The organism is Shinella sp. M27, assembly GCF_049199905.1.
Lineage (GTDB): Bacteria > Pseudomonadota > Alphaproteobacteria > Rhizobiales > Rhizobiaceae > Shinella.
The window spans coordinates 256961-278311 of the sequence record NZ_JBLZPK010000014.1; the positions used below are offsets into that span (position 1 = coordinate 256961).

The 21351-nt window shown below is 62.5% G+C and carries 21 protein-coding genes; 3 read left to right on the forward strand and 18 right to left on the reverse strand.

The genetic code is table 11. The features are described from left to right. Positions 1 to 579: 579 nt before the first annotated feature. Positions 580 to 2958, forward strand: a complete 2379-nt coding sequence (locus ACOZK4_RS06565; protein WP_421591165.1) for a galactosyltransferase-related protein — start codon at positions 580 to 582, stop codon at positions 2956 to 2958. 146 nt (positions 2959 to 3104) lie between these two features. Here the strand turns inward: ACOZK4_RS06565 and ACOZK4_RS06570 are convergent, their stop codons facing one another. The 6 genes from ACOZK4_RS06570 to ACOZK4_RS06595 all read right to left on the reverse strand — a co-directional run bounded on the left by ACOZK4_RS06570 (position 3105) and on the right by ACOZK4_RS06595 (position 7568). Next, a complete protein-coding gene (locus tag ACOZK4_RS06570) occupies positions 3105 to 3635 on the reverse strand; it encodes a MerR family transcriptional regulator (RefSeq protein ID WP_313522429.1) in 531 nt (176 codons plus the stop codon). A gap of 214 nt (positions 3636 to 3849) precedes the next feature. Further along, the gene (locus tag ACOZK4_RS06575) at positions 3850 to 4188 is read right to left on the reverse strand and encodes an integration host factor subunit alpha (protein WP_244760596.1); all 339 of its coding nucleotides are present in this window, start codon (positions 4186 to 4188) and stop codon (positions 3850 to 3852) included. Positions 4189 to 4287: 99 nt separating this feature from the next. After that, entirely contained in the window at positions 4288 to 5259 is a 972-nt protein-coding gene (locus ACOZK4_RS06580) for a beta-ketoacyl-ACP synthase III (RefSeq protein ID WP_421591166.1), read from the reverse strand. Position 5260: 1 nt separating this feature from the next. Then, the gene (plsX, locus tag ACOZK4_RS06585) at positions 5261 to 6319 is read right to left on the reverse strand and encodes a phosphate acyltransferase PlsX (RefSeq protein ID WP_421591167.1); all 1059 of its coding nucleotides are present in this window, start codon (positions 6317 to 6319) and stop codon (positions 5261 to 5263) included. A gap of 118 nt (positions 6320 to 6437) precedes the next feature. After that, positions 6438 to 6992, reverse strand: a complete 555-nt coding sequence (locus tag ACOZK4_RS06590; RefSeq protein ID WP_421591168.1) for a YceD family protein — start codon at positions 6990 to 6992, stop codon at positions 6438 to 6440. Positions 6993 to 7013: 21 nt separating this feature from the next. Further along, the gene (locus ACOZK4_RS06595; protein ID WP_313522447.1) at positions 7014 to 7568 is read right to left on the reverse strand and encodes a ubiquinol-cytochrome C chaperone family protein; all 555 of its coding nucleotides are present in this window, start codon (positions 7566 to 7568) and stop codon (positions 7014 to 7016) included. 152 nt (positions 7569 to 7720) lie between these two features. Here ACOZK4_RS06595 and ACOZK4_RS06600 point away from each other — a divergent pair, with 152 nt between their 5' ends. Then, on the forward strand, positions 7721 to 8191 hold the full coding sequence (locus ACOZK4_RS06600; protein WP_421591216.1) for an outer membrane protein assembly factor BamE: 471 nt from the start codon (positions 7721 to 7723) through the stop codon (positions 8189 to 8191). Between the two features lie 77 nt (positions 8192 to 8268). Here the strand turns inward: ACOZK4_RS06600 and ACOZK4_RS06605 are convergent, their stop codons facing one another. The 4 genes from ACOZK4_RS06605 to ribH form a co-directional block, all read right to left on the reverse strand. Beyond that, the gene (locus ACOZK4_RS06605) at positions 8269 to 10404 is read right to left on the reverse strand and encodes a sodium-translocating pyrophosphatase (RefSeq protein WP_421591169.1); all 2136 of its coding nucleotides are present in this window, start codon (positions 10402 to 10404) and stop codon (positions 8269 to 8271) included. Positions 10405 to 10597: 193 nt separating this feature from the next. Then, positions 10598 to 11824, reverse strand: a complete 1227-nt coding sequence (locus ACOZK4_RS06610; protein WP_421591170.1) for an MFS transporter — start codon at positions 11822 to 11824, stop codon at positions 10598 to 10600. A 25-nt stretch (positions 11825 to 11849) separates the two neighbouring features. Further along, positions 11850 to 12332, reverse strand: coding sequence for a transcription antitermination factor NusB (gene nusB, locus ACOZK4_RS06615; protein ID WP_313522423.1), 483 nt, complete (start codon positions 12330 to 12332; stop codon positions 11850 to 11852). Then, positions 12329 to 12790 (reverse strand): 6,7-dimethyl-8-ribityllumazine synthase, encoded by a 462-nt coding sequence (gene ribH / locus ACOZK4_RS06620; RefSeq protein ID WP_313522422.1) that lies wholly within the window; start codon positions 12788 to 12790, stop codon positions 12329 to 12331. The genes nusB and ribH overlap by 4 nt, the downstream gene beginning before the upstream one ends. A gap of 188 nt (positions 12791 to 12978) precedes the next feature. On the opposite strand from ribH, the gene ACOZK4_RS06625 reads away from it, so the two are divergent. Then, positions 12979 to 13482: a cupin domain-containing protein gene (locus ACOZK4_RS06625; RefSeq protein WP_421591172.1), complete on the forward strand. Its 504-nt coding sequence runs from the start codon at positions 12979 to 12981 to the stop codon at positions 13480 to 13482. 4 nt (positions 13483 to 13486) lie between these two features. Here ACOZK4_RS06625 and ACOZK4_RS06630 read toward each other — a convergent pair whose 3' ends face one another. The 8 genes from ACOZK4_RS06630 to ACOZK4_RS06665 form a co-directional block, all read right to left on the reverse strand. Further along, the gene (locus tag ACOZK4_RS06630; RefSeq protein WP_421591173.1) at positions 13487 to 14623 is read right to left on the reverse strand and encodes a GGDEF domain-containing protein; all 1137 of its coding nucleotides are present in this window, start codon (positions 14621 to 14623) and stop codon (positions 13487 to 13489) included. A gap of 133 nt (positions 14624 to 14756) precedes the next feature. Beyond that, positions 14757 to 15371 carry a riboflavin synthase gene (locus tag ACOZK4_RS06635; RefSeq protein WP_421591175.1) on the reverse strand — a complete coding sequence of 205 codons (615 nt, stop codon included), beginning with the start codon at positions 15369 to 15371 and terminating at the stop codon, positions 14757 to 14759. Next, positions 15371 to 16471 carry a bifunctional diaminohydroxyphosphoribosylaminopyrimidine deaminase/5-amino-6-(5-phosphoribosylamino)uracil reductase RibD gene (gene ribD / locus ACOZK4_RS06640; RefSeq protein ID WP_421591176.1) on the reverse strand — a complete coding sequence of 367 codons (1101 nt, stop codon included), beginning with the start codon at positions 16469 to 16471 and terminating at the stop codon, positions 15371 to 15373. Before ribD ends, ACOZK4_RS06635 begins: the two co-directional genes overlap by 1 nt. Next, a complete protein-coding gene (gene nrdR / locus ACOZK4_RS06645; protein ID WP_117369545.1) occupies positions 16472 to 16951 on the reverse strand; it encodes a transcriptional regulator NrdR in 480 nt (159 codons plus the stop codon). Between the two features lie 67 nt (positions 16952 to 17018). After that, complete coding sequence (gene glyA / locus ACOZK4_RS06650) at positions 17019 to 18317, reverse strand: serine hydroxymethyltransferase (protein ID WP_421591178.1); 1299 nt, start codon at positions 18315 to 18317, stop codon at positions 17019 to 17021. A gap of 193 nt (positions 18318 to 18510) precedes the next feature. Beyond that, positions 18511 to 19836: a L,D-transpeptidase family protein gene (locus ACOZK4_RS06655; RefSeq protein ID WP_421591179.1), complete on the reverse strand. Its 1326-nt coding sequence runs from the start codon at positions 19834 to 19836 to the stop codon at positions 18511 to 18513. A 318-nt stretch (positions 19837 to 20154) separates the two neighbouring features. Continuing rightward, positions 20155 to 20667: a transcriptional regulator LdtR gene (gene ldtR, locus ACOZK4_RS06660; protein ID WP_298106054.1), complete on the reverse strand. Its 513-nt coding sequence runs from the start codon at positions 20665 to 20667 to the stop codon at positions 20155 to 20157. Between the two features lie 130 nt (positions 20668 to 20797). After that, a complete protein-coding gene (locus ACOZK4_RS06665; protein ID WP_313522415.1) occupies positions 20798 to 21235 on the reverse strand; it encodes a DUF6163 family protein in 438 nt (145 codons plus the stop codon). Between the last annotated feature and the right edge of the window lie 116 nt (positions 21236 to 21351).

Below are 21351 nucleotides of genomic sequence, written 5' to 3' on the forward strand. Positions count from 1 at the left end.
GGCTGGCGGGAAATTACCCAGACCGAGAATGGCCTCAATCGCCAAAGCGAATTGTGACTGGAGTGTGACGATGGTGGACGGTCCGAGCGTTGCCGGAAAGACACGCATTTCGCGCATGCGACAGTTTTGTGACATACTTTTGTGAATTTTATGAAGTTATTTCAACAGGATAATAAATAGAATAACACTCATTGGTTGAATTCTATGTGACACGATCAGGTAAACGGGAACGTGCTGCGGAGGCCATTCAGGCTCGATTCCTGTGCGGACAAGACGGTTCGGCCGACGACGTGACGTCTGCCTCATCCGACATTTCCAGCAAGGTCATCCCTGAAGGGAACCGATGCCGGAGCTGTCATTTTCCTGTGGGCTCATCGCTACATCGCGACACCCTTTCGGCGCGCAAATCCATGATCGCCAGTGAATCCAGCGCGAGGGCGGCGTACTTGAAGAACCACGCCGCCCTCGGAGGATCGACTGTAATCAAACTGTCAAAAACAGCAGCTAAGCGATGCTTCAATCGATGATTGGCGGCATGTCGTGCCGCCGTAACGCAGGCCTTCAGGGGAAGCGACGCTCATGCAAAAAGACACTGCCGGGCTGGTTATCAACTCGACCATTACGCAACCCGTTCTGACAGTCATCATCACGATCCGGGCCGCCGCCCACTATGATATGGTTGGCCGCCTGCGCAATCGTCTGCTGGACACCCGCATTCCCTCCGCCGTCTCGTTCCTTGTCGTCGATGAGGGCTCGCAGCGCGAGGACGCGCTGCGGATGATGGCGATCTGCGAGGAGCTCGGCTTCGACTATCTGCGGGTCGACAGCGACAAGGCGAATTTCTGCGCCGCGACAGCTCGCAATATCGGCGTTTCCTGCGCACGCTCGACCTTCGTCATGCATGAGGACGTGGATCTCTTCCCCTATCCGGGTTTTTATCAGGACCTGCTCGACGAGATCGTGCTGCAGAACCTGCACGATCATTCCGACCGCTTCATCACCGTGCCGGCGCTCTATCTTTCCGAACAGGCGACCGAGAATGCCCTCACGGGAAACCTGTCCAAGAACGCGATCGTGCATGACTTCCTGACCGGCGGCAATCTCGTCACGACGTTCCTGCCGGCAAGCTCCGTCATCATCGTCAACCGCATGTATTATCTCGCCATCGGCGGGTACAACGATCAGTTCAATGGCTGGGGTCTTGAAGACCTCGAATATGCCTATCGGCTCGTGCGCGCCAATCAACAGTTCGTCTCGCCCAAAGATCATACTTGGCTGATCGAGAGCGGCTACAGCAGCCATTCGGCCTATCGCGGCTGGCGGGCGCAGTTCCGCTTGCATGCCGAGCTGCTGTCACGCAAAGGCATCTTCATCTTCCATGCCCATCACCTGAAAGATCCGGCCTGGCGTAACAAGGAGCAGCATCAGGAAAATAAGGCCCTGTTTCGCGCCTGCATAGAACGCTTCGATGCGGAGGGACATTTCCTTCCGGCGCTGGCCGCGCAGGACAAGGGCAAGTCGCTTATCTTCGGCAAGGGCACTTTCGCCTACAACCCCTCCCTCATGCCACTCTGGGGCGAGCTGGAGGTGAAGGGGTACGAGGCTTTCGCCGATATCGATATCGTCGACTATATCCGCACGAACAACATCAATCGCGTGATCTTCACCAATCCTTATGCCAGCGAGCGCCGGCGGGAGACCTATGCCAGGATACGCGACGCTGGCATCCCCTATCTCGTGGTGGAACGCGGAGCGCTGACCGACTCGATGTTCATCGACGACACCGGCTTCTGCTGCGAGAGCACGCGTTATCGGCGCGAGCACTGGCCTGCCACGCTCGATGAAAACCGTCTCCAGCGCGTCAAGGACTATATTGCCTCAGAAACGTCATCATCGTCGACGCTTGAAAAGCAGGGAACACGCCTCGGCGTGCGCGCCGCCCTTCAGAAGCTCGGCCTGCCGCGCGACAAGAAAGTGCTTTTCGTCCCCTTCCAGTCGCGCGCCGACACGACAGTCAACTTCTTTGCCGGCGGGATCGGCTCCTTCGACAACTTCGTCTCACTCGTACGCGATGTCACCCGGGCGCTTCCTGCCGACTGGGTCGTCCTGTTCAAGAACCACCCGCTTTCGTCCGTGCAGGAAGAAATTCCCGGCGCGATCGATGTCGGCGACATGCACATCAAGGATCTGCTCGACATCACGGACTATATTCTCCTGATGAATTCCGGCGTCGGCGTCCTGTCGATTCTCTTCGGAAAGCCGGCGATCCACACCGCCCAGGCCTTCTATTCGGATCCGGGGCTCAATCGGGAGGCCTATACGGTCGAAACGGTGCTCTCTCTTCTGCGCGAGGGCTTCACCGTCGATCAGGACAGCCGGCAGCGCTTCCTTTCCTACCTGATCGAGGACTTCTACTCCTTCGGCACCTTCACCGTCTCCGAGCGGATGAACACCGACAAGGCACGCCTCACCATCACCGACCGGATCGACTATTATCGCGTCAATTTTCTTGGCGAACGCATCCTCGATGTCGGCGACGCGACCATGCTGACCAACGTCAAGGCGCCGGTCTACGATCTCTATCGAGAGTCGCTCGTTTCCCAGAAACTGGCCCCCCCCAAGAAACCGGCAGCCCCCGCCAAAGCCTGGAACCCGCAGAAGCCGCCGGCAATCGTTGCGGCTGGGCGTGCGGCTTTCGAACAGCAGCGTTTTGCCGAAGCCGCCGCACTGTTCGATCAGGTCTCCAGCCTTCTTCCCAAGAAACCGAACCACTATCGCCAGGCCGCAGAGGCTTTCTACAAACACGGAGAAACCCAGAAAGCCATCGCGCGCCTTGAAAAGGCACGCGAGCTCGCGCCGGAAAACAAGGCTATCCGCCGGCGGATAAAGGAAATGGGACGGTCGCCGCTGCTTCAGCGACTTTTGCCCGGCACCCCCTTCCCCGTCGTGGCGAAATAACCGAAGGCGCCGATAGGATATCGGCGCGAATGGAACACCAAGAGAGATGCCGATTGGCCCGGTCCTTGTGCCGGGCTTTTCCGTTTCGAAGACCATCCACCGGATTTGAATTCAGCCGACCCTGTCGCGCGTCAGGCGATGGAGCCTCAGCGCACCTGATCGAGCAGGCGCTTGCACTCCAGAAGATCGTAAAGCGCCTCCTGCAGGAGGGCGCGGTCTTCCTTGCCGACGCTGGTCTTGCCGAGCGAGATTTCCGGCGCGTCGTCACCGCCGCCGACGAAGGAGAAGAAGCGACGGCTGGTCGGGGCCTTGGCGCGACCGACGATCTGGTCCTCGTCGCTGCCGGCCTTCGGCGGCGTCGGTTCCTCGTGGCTTGCTGCGGCCAGCGCCTCGACGGTCGCCAGATCGCCGCTGGCAATCGCAGCGACGAATTTGTTGCCGTTGAGCTTCAGGAGCTTCTGCACCCCCTTGATCGTATAGCCGTGATCATAGAGCAGATGGCGGATGCCCTTCAGGAGATCCACATCCTCGGGACGGTAGTAACGACGCCCGCCGCCGCGCTTCATCGGCTTGATCTGCGTGAAGCGCGTTTCCCAGAAGCGCAGCACGTGCTGCGGCAGGTCGAGATCGTCGGCGACCTCGCTGATGGTGCGGAAAGCGTCCGGACTCTTGTCCATTCTGTCCTCGATGAATGTTCACGGCGGCCGCGCGAGAAGCGCGCTGCCGAATCGTATTCATTTCAGCGGCTTGCGGGGCGATATTCAAGTTTCAAATTGCCGAGGGAGCGCCAACAGGCATAAAAAGTACCGAAACCTGCGGCAAACGGGCAGCACAGCGGCCGCTTCGGCCGTGAAATTACCTATCGAGGAACGACGGCAACGCGGTCGTAGTTCAGGATGCGGGGGAAGCCGGCTTCTGCTTAGCCTTGCGCGAGAGGTGCTGCTTGAGCACCCGCTGCTTCAGCACGTTCGAGGCCTTGAAGGTCATGACGCGGCGCGGCGAGATCGGTACTTCCTCACCGGTCTTCGGATTGCGGCCGATGCGTTCGTTCTTGTCGCGCACCTGGAAGGTCGCGAAGGAGGAGAGTTTCACGCTCTCACCCCGGACGATGGCGTTGCAGATCTCGTCGATCACGGTTTCGACAAGCTCCGCCGATTCGGTTCTGGAAAGGCCGACCTTTCGGAAAACCGATTCGGCCAAATCTGCGCGTGTCACCGTCTTGCCGCTCATCGTCCCTCACCGATTTCCTATTGAAAGCGTATGGTTAGTGGCAGGAGAGTATTGTCCTTGCCCCTTCCGGTCAAGCGGTGCGACGGCGACGCCGCTCCCCTACCAGCGAAGCAGCACCGCGCCCCAGGTAAAGCCGCCGCCCATGGCCTCCAGAAGCACGATATCGCCTTCTTTGATTCGCCCGTCACTCGCCGCCGCGGCCAGCGCCAGCGGGATCGACGCGGCCGACGTATTGCCGTGCTGATCGACGGTGACGACGACCTTTTCCAAGGGAATGCCGAGCTTCTTGGCCGAACCGTCGATGATGCGCTTGTTGGCCTGATGCGGCACCAGCCAGTCGATATCGTCGGCCGTGAGGCCGGTCGCATCGAAGGAGGAGTAGACCACGTCGGTGATCATGCCTACGGCGTGCTTGAAAACCTCGCGGCCCTCCATGCGCAGATGGCCGACCGTGCCCGTCGTGGATGGGCCGCCATCGACGAAGAGCTTGTCGCGGTGTGCACCGTCGGAACGGAGCTGCGTCGTCAGCACGCCGCGGTCCGCATTGGTCCCCGCGCCCTCCTGCGCTTCCAGCACGATAGCGCCGGCGCCGTCGCCGAACAGCACGCAGGTCGTGCGGTCGGTCCAGTCGAGAATGCGCGAGAAGGTTTCCGCACCGATAACCAGCACGCGCTTGGCAAGGCCGCCGCGGATATAGGCATCCGCCGTGGTCACCGCATAGACGAAGCCGGAACAGACGGCCTGGACGTCGAAGGCGAAGCCGTGATGCATGCCGAGGCGGTTCTGAATGTTGACCGCGGTCGCCGGGAAGGTGTTGTCGGGCGTCGAGGTCGCGACGATGATGAGGTCGATATCGGCGGCCGTCAGGCCGGCCTTGTCGAGTGCGGCGCGCGCGGCGCCCTCGCCGAGCGAGGCGGTCGTCTCGCCTTCGCCTGCGATATAACGCTGCTGGATGCCGGTGCGCTGCACGATCCATTCGTCGGACGTGTCGACCATGCTTTCCAGTTCGGCATTGGTGAGTACCCGCTTCGGAAGCGCTGTTCCGAAACCGCGGACCACTGAACGGATCATTCTATACCTCGTCGCTCATGCTCTGGGCAGCGCCTTCAACGGGGCGGCCGGCATGATACTTCTGCAAATCGTTTTCGATCTTCTGCTTCAGGCCGTTGCGGGCCATGTCGTAACCAACGTCGACAGCTGCCGCGAAGCCCTCGGCATCAGTGCCGCCATGGCTCTTGATGACGATGCCGTTGAGGCCGAGGAACACGCCGCCATTAACCTTGCGCGGGTCCATCTTCTCGCGCACGCGGTCGAAGGCGCTCTTGGCCAGAATATAGCCGAGCTTGGCAAGCCAGGTGCGCGACATGGCCGCCCGCAGGTATTCCGCTATCTGCCGCGCCGTGCCTTCCGCCGCCTTCAAGGCGATGTTGCCGGCAAAACCTTCCGTGACCACCACGTCCACCGTGCCGCGACCGATATCGTCGCCTTCCACGAAACCGTAGTAGTCGATCGTGTCGAAATTGGCCTCGCGGATCAGCTGGCCGGCGGCCTTCACCTCTTCCTGGCCCTTGATCTCTTCCACGCCGACATTGAGCAGGCCGAGTGTCGGCCTGTCGATCTCGAACAGCGCGCGCGCCATGGCGCCGCCCATCAAAGCGAAGTCGAACAGCTGGTTGGCGTCCGCACCGATCGTCGCGCCGATGTCGAGCACGATGCTTTCGCCCTTCAGCGTCGGCCAGATGCCGGCGATCGCCGGGCGTTCGATATTGGCCATCATGCGCAGGCAGAATTTCGACATGGCCATCAGCGCGCCGGTATTGCCGGCGGAAACCGCGACGTCGGCCTGGTCCTTGGCGACCGCATCGACCGCCTGCCACATCGAGGATTTGCCGCGGCCACGGCGCAAGGCCTGGCTCGGCTTCTCGTCCATCGCGACGGCGACGTCGCAATGGTGGAAGGTGCTCGCGGCCTTCAGCTTCCGGTGCTGCGCCAGGATCGGTTCGCATTCAGCGGCATTGCCGAAAAGGACGAAGCGGATTTCAGGATGGCGCTCAAGGGCCTTGGCTGCGCCAGGAATAGCGACCTTCGGACCGAAATCGCCTCCCATGACGTCAATGGAAATTCTGACCACGCGTGTCTTGCCTTAGTTCTCGTTTTCCAGCGGCGGAGAAGCCACCGCAGCGGAATTGCGCCAAAATACCGCTTTTCGCGGGGTGCACAACTGAATTATCAGGCGCTCATGAAGCCGTTCAGTCTTTTTTCCAGTCCTTCAGAACGGCAAAAGGCGACGGTTTTTTGTCCTCCTTGTCGCTGCTTTCGATATGGCCGGAAAAGGCGATGTCGGGCTTGCGCGGATAGGGCTCGATGGCGAGCGCCGCATATTCGGCGGCTACGGCGCCGGCATCGATCGTATCGCCGGTGAAGATTTCCGGCGCATCCGGCCCGTTGGGATCGAGCAGCATCTCGCCGGTCTCGGTGGCAACAGGCATGCGCGCAAGCTTGGACCCTTCTGGCACGAAGACCACTTCGACCGGCTCGTCGATATGGGCCTCGACGGGATCGAGCGTCACCACGCAGGCCTGCACGATATCCGCCGTGACGCGGCCCTTGAGCCGCACGCCGTCCCGCTTCCAGCGCTGCACGGTGAAGGTCGCGGCAAGCGCCTTCACCTCGAGCACGGACCAGAGCTCGGCCAGACCGGCCCGTTCCTTGTCATTGGCGCTCAGCGTCACCTCGACCGGATTTGCCGAGATATGCCCGACCTTGACCAGGTAGGAGAACGGCGTTTCGTCGTCTTTCTTCATCACTTCGCCTTCCGGCCGCCCTCAGGCGGCGTGTTCGTCGCGGCCGGGCTCGAGAACCGTGAGCACGCCCGTCTTGATGTCATCGTCGCCGACGGCGGCCATCGCCGCCTCCGCCGCGAAGAGATAGTCGGCAAGACCCGCCATCACAGGCGCGCCCTCGCCCCCCTCGGGATGAATGTTGCGCCTGAGCGCTGCCGCAAGCCCCTCGCGGTTGCCGCTGTCGAGTGCTGCCGCATAGGATTCCAGCCGGCCGTAGAACATGCCGGCGAATTTCTTCATGCGCTTGGGTACGCCGACATCGCCGACGCCGAGCTCGCGAATCGAGTGGTCGACGTCCTCGAAGAAGGCATCGACGATCTCCTGGGCGATTTCCTGGCCCGACGTGCCGCCGGTCCGCGTGCGACGGAAATAAAGGATCAGCATCGCCGAAAGCATCTCGAAGCGCCCCATGACGGTGTCGGGAACGTCAAGCGCTTCATAGAGATAGGGATGGCGCGCGGCCGTCGTCAGCGTCGCATACTGCTTTTCGACGATGCGCCGGTTGCCGTTTTTTTTGCCGAACAGGCCGAAAATCATCATAAAGCCTAGTTTTGCCCGATTCAAACCATGGAGCCGTTGCAAGTCATGTTGCATGAGGCTTGAAGCTGGTTTACCGAAGCAGGCATGAATTGCAATGGCTGCGCGGCCATCATAGTCCCTGGGATGTTGTGAAGAGAGATTCTGTGAAGATGAAGCTGTTGCGTAACGCCGCCATTGCCGCCACCCTCTCCGCGTCCATCCTCGCAGGCTGCCAGGGCACCGGCGAAGTCCTTAACCAGGGCTATATCGTGGACGAGCAGACGCTGGCGCTGGCTCCGGTCGGCTCTTCGCGCGAGCAGGTTCTCCTGTCCCTCGGCTCGCCGTCCTCGACCGCGACCTTCGACAACGAAGTCTTCTATTACGTCTCGCAGAAGCGCACTCGTCCGGTTGCCTTCATGAAGCCGAAGCTCGTCGAGCAAAGCATCCTTGCCGTCTATTTCAACAAGGACGGTAATGTGGAGCGCCTTGCGCACTACACGCTGCAGGACGGCAAGGTCTTCGACATGATCTCGCGCGTCACACCGACCGGCGGCGCCGAACTGACCTTCCTCGGCCAGCTGCTGAAGGGCGGCGCGAACCCGGCCAGCATGGTGCAGAACGCGCTCGGCGCACAGAAGTAAGCCCGGCTTCTTCTCTCGATGGAATCAAAAAACCGCGGGGATCGCTCCCCGCGGTTTTCTTTTGAGCGCCGTACCGGTCAGGCGAGAACGGCGAGCAGCAGCAAGGCCACGATATTGGTGATCTTGATGGCCGGGTTCACGGCGGGGCCGGCCGTGTCCTTGTAGGGGTCGCCGACGGTATCCCCGGTGACGGAGGCCTTGTGGGCTTCCGAACCCTTCATGTGACGCGTGCCGTCCTTATCGACGAAACCGTCTTCAAAGCTCTTCTTGGCATTGTCCCAGGCGCCGCCGCCCGAGGTCATGGAGATCGCCACGAACAGGCCGTTGACGATAACGCCGAGCAGCGAGGCGCCGAGTGCCGCGAAGGCAGAGGCCTTCGAGCCTGATATCAGCAGCACGCCGAAATAGACGACGAGCGGCGCCAGCACCGGCAGCAGCGACGGCACGACCATTTCCCGAATGGCGGCCTTGGTGAGAAGGTCGACTGCACGGCCGTAGTCCGGACGCTCCGTGCCCGCCATGATGCCGGGCTTTTCGCGGAACTGCCGGCGCACTTCCTCAACGATCGAACCCGCCGCCCGGCCGACGGCGGTCATCGCGATGCCGCCGAAGAGATAGGGGATGAGACCGCCGAAGATCAGGCCGGCGACCACGTAGGGGTTGGAGAGATCGAAGGAGATCGTGCCGACGTCGGCGAAGTACGGATACTTGTCGCCATTGGCCGCGAAATAGGCCAGGTCGTTCGAATAGGCGGCGAAGAGCACCAGCGCGCCGAGGCCCGCCGAACCGATCGCGTAGCCCTTGGTGACGGCCTTGGTCGTATTGCCGACGGCATCGAGCGCGTCGGTGGACTTGCGCACTTCCGGCGGCAGGTGGGACATTTCGGCGATGCCGCCGGCATTGTCCGTGACCGGGCCGAAGGCGTCGAGCGCCACGATCATGCCGGCAATGCCGAGCATGCCCGTCACCGCGATCCCGGTGCCGAACAGGCCGGCGAGCTGGTAGGTGGAGATGATGCCGCCGACGATGACGATTGCCGGCAGTGCCGTCGATTCCAGCGAAACGGCAAGGCCCTGGATGACATTGGTGCCGTGGCCGGTCACCGAAGCCTGGGCGATGGAGTTCACCGGGCGCTTGTTGGTGCCGGTGTAGTATTCGGTGATCACGACGATGAGCGCCGTCACCACGAGGCCGAGGAGGCCGCAGATGAAGAGGTTCGTGCCCGTGATCTCCTTGCCGGCGACGGTGCCGATCGTGCCCCAGCCGACCGTCAGCGAGGTCGCGGCACCAAGGCCAAGGATCGACAGCAGGCCGGTGACGATGAGGCCCTTGTAGAGAGCGCCCATGATCGAGCCGTTCGCGCCGAGCTTGACGAAGAACGAGCCGATGATCGAGGTGATGATGCAGGCACCGCAGATGGCCAGCGGATAGATCATGGCGGATGCCAGGACCGGCGTGCCGGCAAAGAAGATGGCTGCCAGAACCATGGTGGCGACGACCGTCACCGCATAGGTCTCGAAAAGGTCGGCCGCCATGCCGGCGCAGTCGCCGACATTGTCGCCCACATTGTCGGCGATGGTTGCCGGGTTGCGCGGATCGTCTTCGGGAATGCCGGCTTCCACTTTGCCGACGAGGTCGCCGCCGACGTCGGCACCCTTGGTGAAGATACCGCCGCCGAGACGGGCGAAGATGGAGATGAGCGAAGCGCCGAAGCCGAGCGCGACGAGCGCATCAATGACCTCGCGGGAGGCCGGCTCCTGGCCGAGAACGCCGGTGAGGATCCAGTAGTAGATGGACACGCCCAGAAGGGCGAGGCCGGCCACCAGCATGCCGGTGATCGCACCCGACTTGAAGGCGATGTCGAGGCCGGAGGACAGACTGACGGACGCGGCCTGCGCCGTGCGCACGTTTGCGCGGACGGACACATGCATGCCGATAAACCCGGCAACCCCGGACAGGACGGCGCCGATCAGAAACCCGATCGCGGCCGTTGCGGAAAGAAGCAGCCAGGTGCCGACGAAAACGACGACCCCGACGAGAGCAATGGTCTTGTACTGCCGGGTGAGGTAGGCCTGCGCCCCTTCCCGGATATAACCTGCAATTTCCTGCATGCGGGCATTCCCCTGGTCGGCGGCAAGCACCGACCGTGTCGCCCAGATGGCATAAACCACCGAGAGCAAACCGCATGCGATAACGCCAAACAATATGGTCATTTCGCTCTGTCCTCCTAGGAAACCACGGGGTCCTCTCCCCGCAGCCGATATGCGCCCGCTCCTGCTTGCCTCCTCACAAGACAGGGGCCGGCGCGCGGCCAGAGTGCGTTTGCGAATCGGTTGCGTCAAGTCGCCGCACTGCGGCAACCACTTCTAGAAAACGGATTTTTTGGCGGCGACCGATCTGAACCGATTAGACGGTGGCGCGGCGATTGCGGAAAAGCAAAAGCAGGACGAGAGCGAGGCTGATGCCCGTGATCGGCCAGAACAAAAGGTTGATCGTCTGCCAGCCATAGGCGTTGAACACCTTGCCCGAGGAGAACGAGGCGAGCGCCACCGCACCGAACAGGATGATGTCGTGGAAGCCCTGCACCTTGTCGGCCTCGTGCGGCCGGTAGCTGGAGGCGACGATGGCGGTGGCGCCGATGAAGCCGAAGTTCCAGCCGACACCCAGCAGGATCAGCGCCCCCCAGAAGTTCCAGAGTTCGATGCCCGCATGCGCCACGGTCGCGCAGCCCATGAGGATGACGAGGCCGGCGGCCACAACCTTCTCCGCGCCGAAACGCTGGATCAGCATGCCGGTGAAGAAGCTCGGCGCGAACATGGCGAGCACGTGCCACTGGATGCCGAGTGTGGCCATTTCCGGCGAGAAGCCGCAGCCGATGACCATGGCAAGCGGCGCGCCGGTCATCATGAAGGTCATCAGCGCATAGGTGGAGATGCCGCAGATCATGCCCGTGAGGAAGCGCTGCGTCAGCACGATCTCGCTGAGCGGCCGGGCCGCCTGCCCGCTCGCCACGCCCGCCGCCTTATGGTCGGGCAGACGCAGGAACAAGAAAAGCACGATGGCGGAAAGGCAGAGCGGCGCGAGCGCCACGAAGGCACCGGCAAACAGCACCGGCTCGAACAGGTCCTTGGTGAGGATCACCACCTGCGGGCCAAGGATGGCGGAGATGACGCCGCCGGCCAGGATCCAAGAGATGGCGCGCGGCTTGTAGAAGGAGGGCGAGGCATCGGCGGCCGCAAAGCGGATTTTTTGCGTGAATCCGCCGGAAATGCCGATCAGCACGAAGCCAGCGGCAAACAACCAGAAATCGCTGCGGAAGAGCGCAATGGCGGCAAGGATACCGCCGGCAGCGCCGATCAGGGCGCCGACGATGAAACCATAGGCACGGCCGAGTATGCGGGCGGCGATCGCCACGAAGACGGCGCCAAGCGCCACGCCGATATTGAAGCCTGTCAGCGGCGCGGTTGCCAGCGACTTGTCCTCGCCGAGCAGGTTGTAGCCGGCGAGCCCGCCGATCGAGAAGGCAATCGGTCCGGCAGAGGCAAGCAGCGCCTGCGCAAACATCAAAAGGAAGACATTGCGGCGTGCGGCCGAAAGCTGCCGTTCAAGACCTTCGACCGACCCCGTGCTCATGCTGCCTACCGTTATTTGCGTGTGCTTATTTTCGCGCGTCGGGCCGAAGTTGCTTGGCGATCCGGTCCAGCACCGCATTCACCAGCTTGGGCTCTTCATCCTCGAAGAATGCCTTGGCGATCTCGACATATTCCGTGACGATCACCGCGATCGGCACGTCCTTGCGTTCCTTCAGCTCGAAGGTGCCGGCGCGCAGGATGGCGCGTACGGTGGAATCAAGACGCGACAGCGCCCAGTCGTCCTGAAGGGCGGTGCCGATCAGCGGATCGAGCAGGCGCTGGTCGCGCACGACGCCCGAGACGATCGAGCGGAACCACGAGGCATCGGCCTTCAGATAGGTATCGCCGTCGACTTCCTGGCCGAGACGGTGCGTCTCGTATTCGGCGACGACTTCGAGCACGCCCGAACCGCCGATATCCATCTGGTAGAGCGCCTGCACGGCGGCAAGGCGTGCCGCGCCGCGCTGGTTGGCCGGCTTCACCGGCTGCTGGTCTTTGTCCGTGCTCACTGTTCGCCGCCCAGTTTCTTCTTCAGATCGATCATCGTCAGGGCCGCGCGGGCGGCAAAACCGCCCTTGTCGCCCTCCGAGCGGCGGGCGCGCGCCCAGGCCTGCTCGTCGTTCTCGACGGTCAGGATGCCGTTGCCGATCGGCAGGCTTTCGCTGACGGCGAGATCCATGAGCGCACGGCTCGATTCATTGGCGACGATATCGAAATGGTAGGTCTCGCCACGGATGACCATGCCGAGCGCGACGAAACCGTCATACCAGGTGCCGCCGTTTTCCATGCCGTCCAGCGCCATGGCGACGGCCGCGGGGATTTCGAGCGCGCCCATGACGGTCACGATATCATAGGTGGCACCGGCGGCATCGAGCGCGCCCTTGGCGCCGTCGAGCATCGCATCGGCCATGTCGTCGTAGAAGCGTGCCTCGACGATGAGGAGATGGGGGTTATCGGTGTTGGCCATGAGTCACCTGAAATTTGGAGGCAGGCCACGCAAATGCGGGCGGAAGCGGGGTCAAACCACGACGGGCGGGGCTTGGCAAGAGTTTTCCACCGGATGCGGCCATTTGGGCCTCCCCGCCACGCGTCACCCGGCATTGACATCACGGAACAAAATGGGAACAATACAGCATTGTCAAGAGGAAGACAGGAATGAGCACCCAAGCATCGCCCATCGTCACGCTTGCCAAATTGAAACTGGAGCACTGGACGCAGGGCAGTCTCTACGAAAGCACCGACACGGCCTTCGGCAAGGCACTCGGCCTGAAGAATCTTGGGATCGGCTACAGCGAGGTGCCGCCGGGCAAGTCCAGCTGTCCGTTCCACAACCACCATGTCGAGGATGAGCTTTTCGTCATCCTGGAAGGCCACGGCACCTATCGTTTCGGCGAGGAGCGGCACCTGTTCGGCCCCGGCGATGTGCTGGGCGCGCCGGCCGGCGGACCAGCGACAGCGCATCAGATCATCAACACCGGCACGGTTCCGCTAAAGTACCTCGCGATCTCCTCGATGGCCGCGACCGAGATCTGCGAATATCCGGATTCGGGGAAGTTCCTGGCAAAGACCCGCCCGGCCACCGGCGGCCCAACGAACTTCACCAGTATCCGCCGCTATGGCGAGGAGGTCGATTACTGGGAGGGCGAACCCGGCGCGTGAGGCATCAGGCGGCGAGCGAGACGCGATTGCGGCCAGCGCGCTTTGCCGCGTAGAGCGCCTTGTCGGCATTGCTGAGCAGGCTGTCGAAACTGCTGCTGTCATCCCGGCCGAAGGCGATGCCGGCGCTCACCGTGCAGGTGATGCTGCACCGGCCGATCGGGATGAGCTTTGCCGCAAAGTCCATGCGGATGCGCTCGGCGGTGCGCTGGGCGCGATCCGGAAGCGTGCGGTCGAGCACGACGGCGAATTCCTCGCCGCCGAGGCGGGCGATGCAGGCAGCGTCACCGCAGGCGTCACGCAGGACATCGGCAAAGACCTTCAGCACCACGTCGCCCGCGGCGTGGCCGTAGCGGTCGTTGACGGATTTGAAATCGTCGAGGTCGAAGGCGATGGCCGCCATATGCGGGGTCACGGCTTGCGCGTCATAGCGATCGAACAGCGCACGGCGGTTCAACAGGCCGGTCAACGCGTCCGTCATGGCGGCGCGATGATGATTGCCGGCAACGCGCCACTGGTTGAGCGCCAGCGACATGGCGCCGATTCCGGTGATGCCCATGATCGCCACGATCAGATTGAGGTTTTCGGCCCAATTGTCGGGCGCATGGCCCATCACCCATTTACCGTCATGGATGAGCACGCCCGCACACAGCAGGAAGGACAGCGCCGTCAGCAGGTAGAGGATCACGATGCCGGTCAGCGGCAAGGGCGCTTCCGCCCTGCTCCACCAATATTCACGCGCGGTCGCGACGACGCAGGCCGTGATCAGCAGGTTGAGCGCAATGAAGGCAAGACCGTCATAACCGCCGACAAGCCATGGCAGGGACATCGTCGCGCAGGCGGCACACACGCCGATGATGCGCCGGCGCCCGCTCTCACCCGTGCGGAAGCGATAAGCCGCGCCGTAAATGAAGGAAAAGCCGAGAAACTGCAGCAGGAAGGCCAGGCAGCCGACAGGAACGCTCGGGCGCTCGATATACAGGCTGTAGATCACCACCGCCGGCACGATGCAGCCGATACCGATGGACCACGAGAGCAGGAAGCGCTCGACCTTCGCCGAGAGCCAGGAGGCAAAGAGCGTTGCCGACAGGCAAAAGCCTGCAAGGCCGATGGCGAGTAACAATGTGTTGTAGTCGGGTGCCATCCCCAGAGGCCTCCAGCAATCCAATGAGCGGACACTAGAAGCCGAGAGGTATCGATATCGTTACCGTGACAGTCGCAAACGCCGCACCCTGCCGTTCCGATTTGGAACGGTCCGGGCGGGAGTCACGCGCCGGTCACGCCTTGGTGGGAAATTCCGCAAGCCGCGCCGCATAACGCGCCATGGTGTCCACTTCGAAATTGACGAAATCACCGGCCTTGCGCTCGCCCCAGGTCGTAACTTCAAGCGTATGGCGGATAAGAAGCACGTCGAAAACCGCACCGTCGACCGCATTGACGGTCAATGACGTGCCATCGAGCGCGACGGAGCCCTTCGGCGCGACGAATCGCTCCAGCCCTTCGGGTGCGCGAATGCGGAAGCGCGTCGCGTCGCCCTCGGCCTCGACGGAAAGGATTTCCGCCTTGCCATCGACATGGCCGGAGACGATATGGCCGCCAAGCTCGTCGCCGATCTTCAGCGAGCGCTCAAGATTGATCTTCGTGCCGGCCTTCCAGCCGGCAATCGTCGTCAGGCGCAGCGCTTCTTCCCAGGCCTCGACCTCGAACCAGCGGGCATTGGCGCCCTCTTCCGGCAGGGCCGTGACGGTGAGGCAGGTGCCGGAATGGGCGATGGACGCGCCCATGTCGATCGTCGCCGGATCATAGTTCGTGCGCACGCGCAGCCGAACCCCCGCGTTCATGGGCTCGACCTTCTCGACCGTTCCAATATCCGTGACAATGCCTGTGAACATCACTCGTCTCTTTCGTATTCTTCAAGAAGATCCGCGCCGTAGCGCACCGTGCCGCGAAGCGAAAAGCCCGCCGGCATCTGCTCGGACACACATGGGGATGCGACCCCGCCCTTGCCAAGGGTGACTGCGCCGTTGAACAGCAGGATGCGATCGACAAGTCCCGCATCGAGGAAGGATTGCGCCGTGCGCGCGCCACCCTCGACAAGCAGGGAGGAAATCCCGCGCGTGGCAAGTGCGGTCAGCAGCGCCTCGAGCCGGCGCGGATCGCAGATCAGAACCTCGACGCCCAGCGTTTCCAGGGCATCCTGCCGCGCGGCAAACGCCGGATCGTCCTTGCCGTCCTTCGCCGTCACCACGATGACCGGCACCAGCAGAGCCGTTCGCGCAAGCTTCGACGCCGGCGGCAGTTCCAGCCGCGGATCGAGCACGATGCGTACGGGGGAACGCTTTTCGAGGCCCGGCAGCCGGCAGGTCAATTCGGGATCGTCGACGAGCGCCGTGCCGATGCCGACGAGGATCGCATCGGTCTCGGCACGCAGCACATGCACCTGGCCACGCGAAATCGGTCCTGATATCGCCACTTGCCCCGCGCCGAGATGGCCGAGCATGCCATCCGCGGAAACGGCAAGTTTCAGAGTCACATAAGGCCGCTTCTTCGTCTGGCGAGTCAGGTACGCAGCAAGTGCTGCCTTGCCGTCGGCTTCCAGAACACCGGTATCGACCGCGATGCCCGCATCCCGCAGCATGGACAGCCCCCTGCCAGCGACGCGCTCGTCCGGATCGGTCACGGCGACGACGACGCGGGCAACGCCGGAGGCGATAAGCGCATCGGCGCAGGGCGGCGTCTTGCCATGGTGCGAGCAGGGTTCGAGCGTGACATAGGCCGTAGCGCCGCGCGCAGCATCGCCGGCCATGGCCAGCGCCTGCGTTTCCGCATGCGGCCGGCCACCCGGCGCCGTTACGGCAGAACCGACGATCACGCCGTCCTTGACGATAAGGCAAGCGACGGAAGGATTGGTGGCGGTCAGGCCGAGATTGCGGCGGCAGAGGCGGATCGCCGTTGCCATGAAGCGTTCGTCGCTGGACACGACGCCCGACATCTAGCCGTCAGCGCCCGGATCACGGGCGATCTTGGCGGCGACTTCGGAGAGAATCTTTTCGAAGTCGTCGACATGGGAAAAGTCGCGATAGACCGACGCGTAGCGCACGAAGGCCACATCATCGAGCGCCTTCAAGGCTTCCAGCACCTGAAGGCCGATCTCTTCGGAAGAGATTTCCGTCTCGCCGGAGCTTTCCAGCCGGCGGACGATGCCGGAGACCGCGCGTTCGATACGGTCCCGGTCGACCGGCCGCTTGCGAAGCGCGATCTCGAAGGATTTCAGGAGCTTGTCACGGTCGAAGGGGGCCTTGCGGCCCGTCTTCTTGGCAACCATCAGCTCCCGCAGCTGCACCCGTTCGAAGGTCGTGAACCGCCCCCCGCAATCCGGGCAGATGCGCCGGCGGCGAATGGCAGCCCCGTCCTCTGCGGGACGGGAATCCTTCACCTGCGTATCTTCCGAACCGCAATAGGGGCAGCGCATGAACTATCCTTGTTTTACGCGGTTCCAGACGGAAAACCGCGCGACACTTTTCCTGGAACCGCTATCCTTACAGATAGGGGTACATCGGGAAGCGGTCCGTCAGCTTGACGACCTTTTCCCGGACGGCGGCTTCAACGCCGGCATTGCCCTCGTCGGAATTGGCGACCTTCAGGCCATCGAGAACCTCGACGATCAGATTGCCGATTTCCTGGAACTCGGCTTCCTTGAAGCCGCGGGTCGTACCGGCCGGCGTACCGAGGCGGACACCGGAGGTGACGAAGGGCTTTTCGGGGTCGAACGGGATGCCATTCTTGTTGCAGGTGACGTAGGCGCGGCCAAGCGCTGCTTCCGCCCGCTTGCCGGTCGCGTTCTTCTTGCGAAGGTCGACGAGCATCAGGTGGTTGTCGGTACCGCCCGAAACGATGTCGAGGCCGCCGGCCTTCAACGTTTCGGCGAGCGTCTTGGCGTTCTTGACGACCTGCGCGGCGTAGTCCTGGAATTCCGGCTGCAGCGCTTCACCGAAGGCAACGGCCTTTGCGGCGATGATGTGCATCAGCGGGCCGCCCTGGAGACCCGGGAAGACGGCCGAGTTGATCTTCTTGGCGATATCCTCGTCGTTGGTCAGAACGACGCCGCCGCGCGGGCCGCGGAGCGACTTGTGCGTCGTGGTCGTGGCAACGTGGCAATGCGGGAACGGCGACGGATGCTGGCCACCGGCGACGAGGCCGGCGATGTGGGCCATGTCGACCATGAGGTACGCGCCGACTTCATCGGCGATCTCGCGGAAACGCTTCCAGTCCCAGATGCGGGAGTAAGCGGTGCCGCCGGCGATGATGAGCTTCGGCTTGTTCTTGCGGGCCTTCTCGGCAACGTCGTCCATGTCGAGCAGGTGGTCGCCTTCGCGCACGCCGTAGGACACGACGTTGAACCACTTGCCGGACATGTTGACCGGCGAACCGTGCGTCAGGTGGCCGCCCGAATTGAGGTCGAGGCCCATGAAGGTGTCGCCCGGCTGCAGCAGCGCGAGGAAGACGGCTTGGTTCATCTGCGAACCGGAGTTCGGCTGAACGTTGGCGAAGTTGACGCCGAACAGCTTCTTGGCGCGCTCGATGGCGAGTTCTTCTGCGATATCGACGAACTGGCAGCCGCCATAGTAGCGCTTGCCCGGATAGCCCTCGGCATACTTGTTCGTCATGATCGAGCCCTGGGCCTCGAGCACGGCGCGCGAAACGATATTTTCGGACGCGATCAGCTCGATTTCATGGCGCTGGCGACCGAGTTCCTTCTGGATCGAGCCGAAAATGTCCGGGTCGGTATCGGCAAGGGAACGCGTGAAGAAAACTTCGGTGGCGGAAGACTGGCTCATCCTCGAGGCTCCTTAAGGGTGGGTGGCACGGTGTTTATCGTCCTCGCATGGCAAGGGCAATATCCGCTCCACGGTTTGCGCCATTTCCGCGCGTGTTATGCGATAAAAACGACAAGGTGCCCGAGGCCGGAAAAACAAAGGCCCCGCATTCCCTGGGGAATGCGGGGCCTTTGAAAAAGTCAGACAAATCGCCTTATTGCGGCAGCAGGTCCTCGTCCGGGGAGCCGGCCGGCTTTTCCGTGCCGATGCCGCTCTGGAGCGCCAGTTCGGTCGCGCCGTCCATCTGGTAGATATCGTCGCGGAACTGGACGACGCGGTCGCGGGCCGACCAGGCCGAGATATAGACGAAATAGACCGGAACTTCGACGGCCAGTTTGATCGGCGTGTTGACGCGCGTGTTGATGACCTGCTCGATCTGACCGCGCGACCAGCCGGGCGTATCGCGCAGCAGCCAGGTCGTGAGGTCGCGCACGTTCTGCACGCGCACGCAGCCGGACGATTCGAAGCGCATGAGCTTGTTGAACAGGCCCTGCTGGGGCGTGTCGTGCATGTATTCGTTGTTCGGGTTGTGGAAGTTGATCTTCGTCGAGGACATGGCGTTGATCTTGCCCGGGTCCTGGCGGAACATCAGGTTCGGCGCCTTTTCGGCGTTCCAGTCAACCGTTTCCGGCGCCACTTCCTGGCCCTTTCCGTCGATCAGGCGGATGTTGTTGCGCGCCAGATAGGTCGGGTCCTTGCGCATCAAAGGCACGATGTCCTTTTCGACGATCGAGCGCGGCGCGGTCCAGTAGGGGTTGAGGGTGACGTCGTAGATCTTGGAATTCAGGATGTGCGTCGGGCGGCTCAGGCGGCCGACCACGGCGACGTGACGCGACACGACGCGGCCGTTCTCCACCGCCTCGATATAGGCGGCCGGAATGTTCACCATGACATAGCGCTGGCCGAGATCGCCCGACATGGTCTGCAGACGCACCTGATTGGTGTTCAGCTGGGCAAGGCGGGTCGTGGCAGGCACGTTAATCGCCTTCAGCGTATATTCGCCGAGCACACCGTCCTGCGGCAGGCCGTGGCGGGCCTGGAAGCGCTTGACCGCGCCATCGACGTAGGAATCGAAGGAATTGGAAACGCCGGCGGAACGCGAAAGGTCACCGGAAATGATCAGGCGCTGACGCAGCGCCTGCACGGCGGGATCGACCACGCCGAGTTCCAGCTTCACGCTGGAGCTGACCTGCGGCCAGCCACCGCTGGACACGATCTGCTGGTAATCGGAAATCGCCTGTTGGATATTCGGGATCGCGCCGGAGCCGAGGATCGGATTGTTGGACTGAACGCCGGCGGAGGAACGCGACGCCTGGGCATCGAACTGATCGTCCCAGTTGCCGCGGCGGGGAGCATTGAGGACGTCGTCAAGGGCCGTCTGGGCCAGCACGGGGCCGGCAACGGCGGCAGCGCCGAAAGTTGCAGCGGAGCGCAGGAATGCGCGGCGCGAGAACACATCAATTCCGGTTTTGCGAGACATCTATCCTACCATCTCCTGAAACGCCGTTCAAAGCGGCGGGTGCGCCTGGGCACATGACCCAAGGTCCATACCCGATGCAGCTATCATGAACAGGGTTAACAAACGCAAACCGGCCCTGCCGCCCGCGCATACCTTAAGCCCAGCGTCCGGGTGTCACAGCAATATGGCCAATTCGTGTCTCAGCGCCTTTCGCAGGACGGGAAGCCCATGGAAACACACGAAGATGTGAGGTCCAGCCCGCTGATCGTGAACGGCAAAAGCCGGACGCGCAGGGAACGCGGCCGGCTTTTATGGAGGAGGTCGAAAGGATGTCCGGGATTACAGGCGATAGAGGATCGAGTCGTTCCAGAAGCGGTCGAGACGCTGGAGCAGCTTGTTCATCTGGTTGAACTCGCCTTCGCCGATGCCGCCGACCTTCTGGATCGAGCCGATATGGCGCTCATAGAGCTTGGCGACGGTCTCGGCGATGTCCTGGCCGCTTTCCGTCAGGCTGATGCGGACCGAACGACGGTCGATGCGCGAGCGCTGGTGGTTGATGAAGCCGAGGTCGACCAGCTTCTTGACGTTGTAGGAGACGTTCGAGCCGAGGTAATAGCCGCGCGAGCGCAGCTCACCGGCGGTCAGTTCCGAGTTGCCGATGTTGAAGAGGAGCAGCGCCTGAACGGCGTTGACATCGGAGCGACCGGCGCGGTCGAACTCGTCCTTGATGACGTCGAGCAGACGGCGGTGCAGACGCTCGACGAGGTGGAGGGATTCCAGATAGAGGTTGCGGATCGCATCTTCCTGCGGATCGACGACCGGGGCCTGCTGCGGCTTCATCTTGGTGTTCATCGTTACTGCCTCACTGTTTTGTTTGGCGGTGTGGTTTGTTTTCCCGCCTTGAGTGAGAACCTAACGAATGCATCTAAAATTCTACTTAAACCGCAGGCTTAACAGCGCCTTACCGAAAGGCGACCCTGTCTCAGGGTGAATCAGTTCTTACCGAACGGGCCTGTCTGCGGCGCTCGATGAAGAGCGCGATGCGGAAAAGAACGAAGAGAACGGCGATCGCGATATGCAGAAGAACCAGCGTCCGGTCGATACCGAAAATCGAGGGATAGACCTCGTGCATGGCCACTTCCGTCGCCGCTGCGACCAGCCAGATGACCGGCCCCCAGGAGACGAGAAGCCAGAGGCCCACGGCCGCCACGGGGAAGAGCACGGCCAGTGCCGTATAGGCCGCCTTCCAGGCCGGCGGCAGCAGATCGAAACGGCCCTGGCCATTAAACGAGAAGCCGGTGAGCATCGCCCAGTACTGCAGGGCAAACCACAGCGAGCCGATCGCCGCGAGCCGCAGGAACAGCACGAACAGCATTTCGATGAGGCTTGGCCTCGGGCCTTTGGCAGAATCAGCAACCATACGGCTGACAGTAAGGGCAAGACGGGCCGGCATAAAGGCCGCAGGCGCCCTCCTGCACGGCCATATGCCGCAGTCCCCCTCACCGCTCGCGATTTGATTGCCGGAATGAGCGTGAT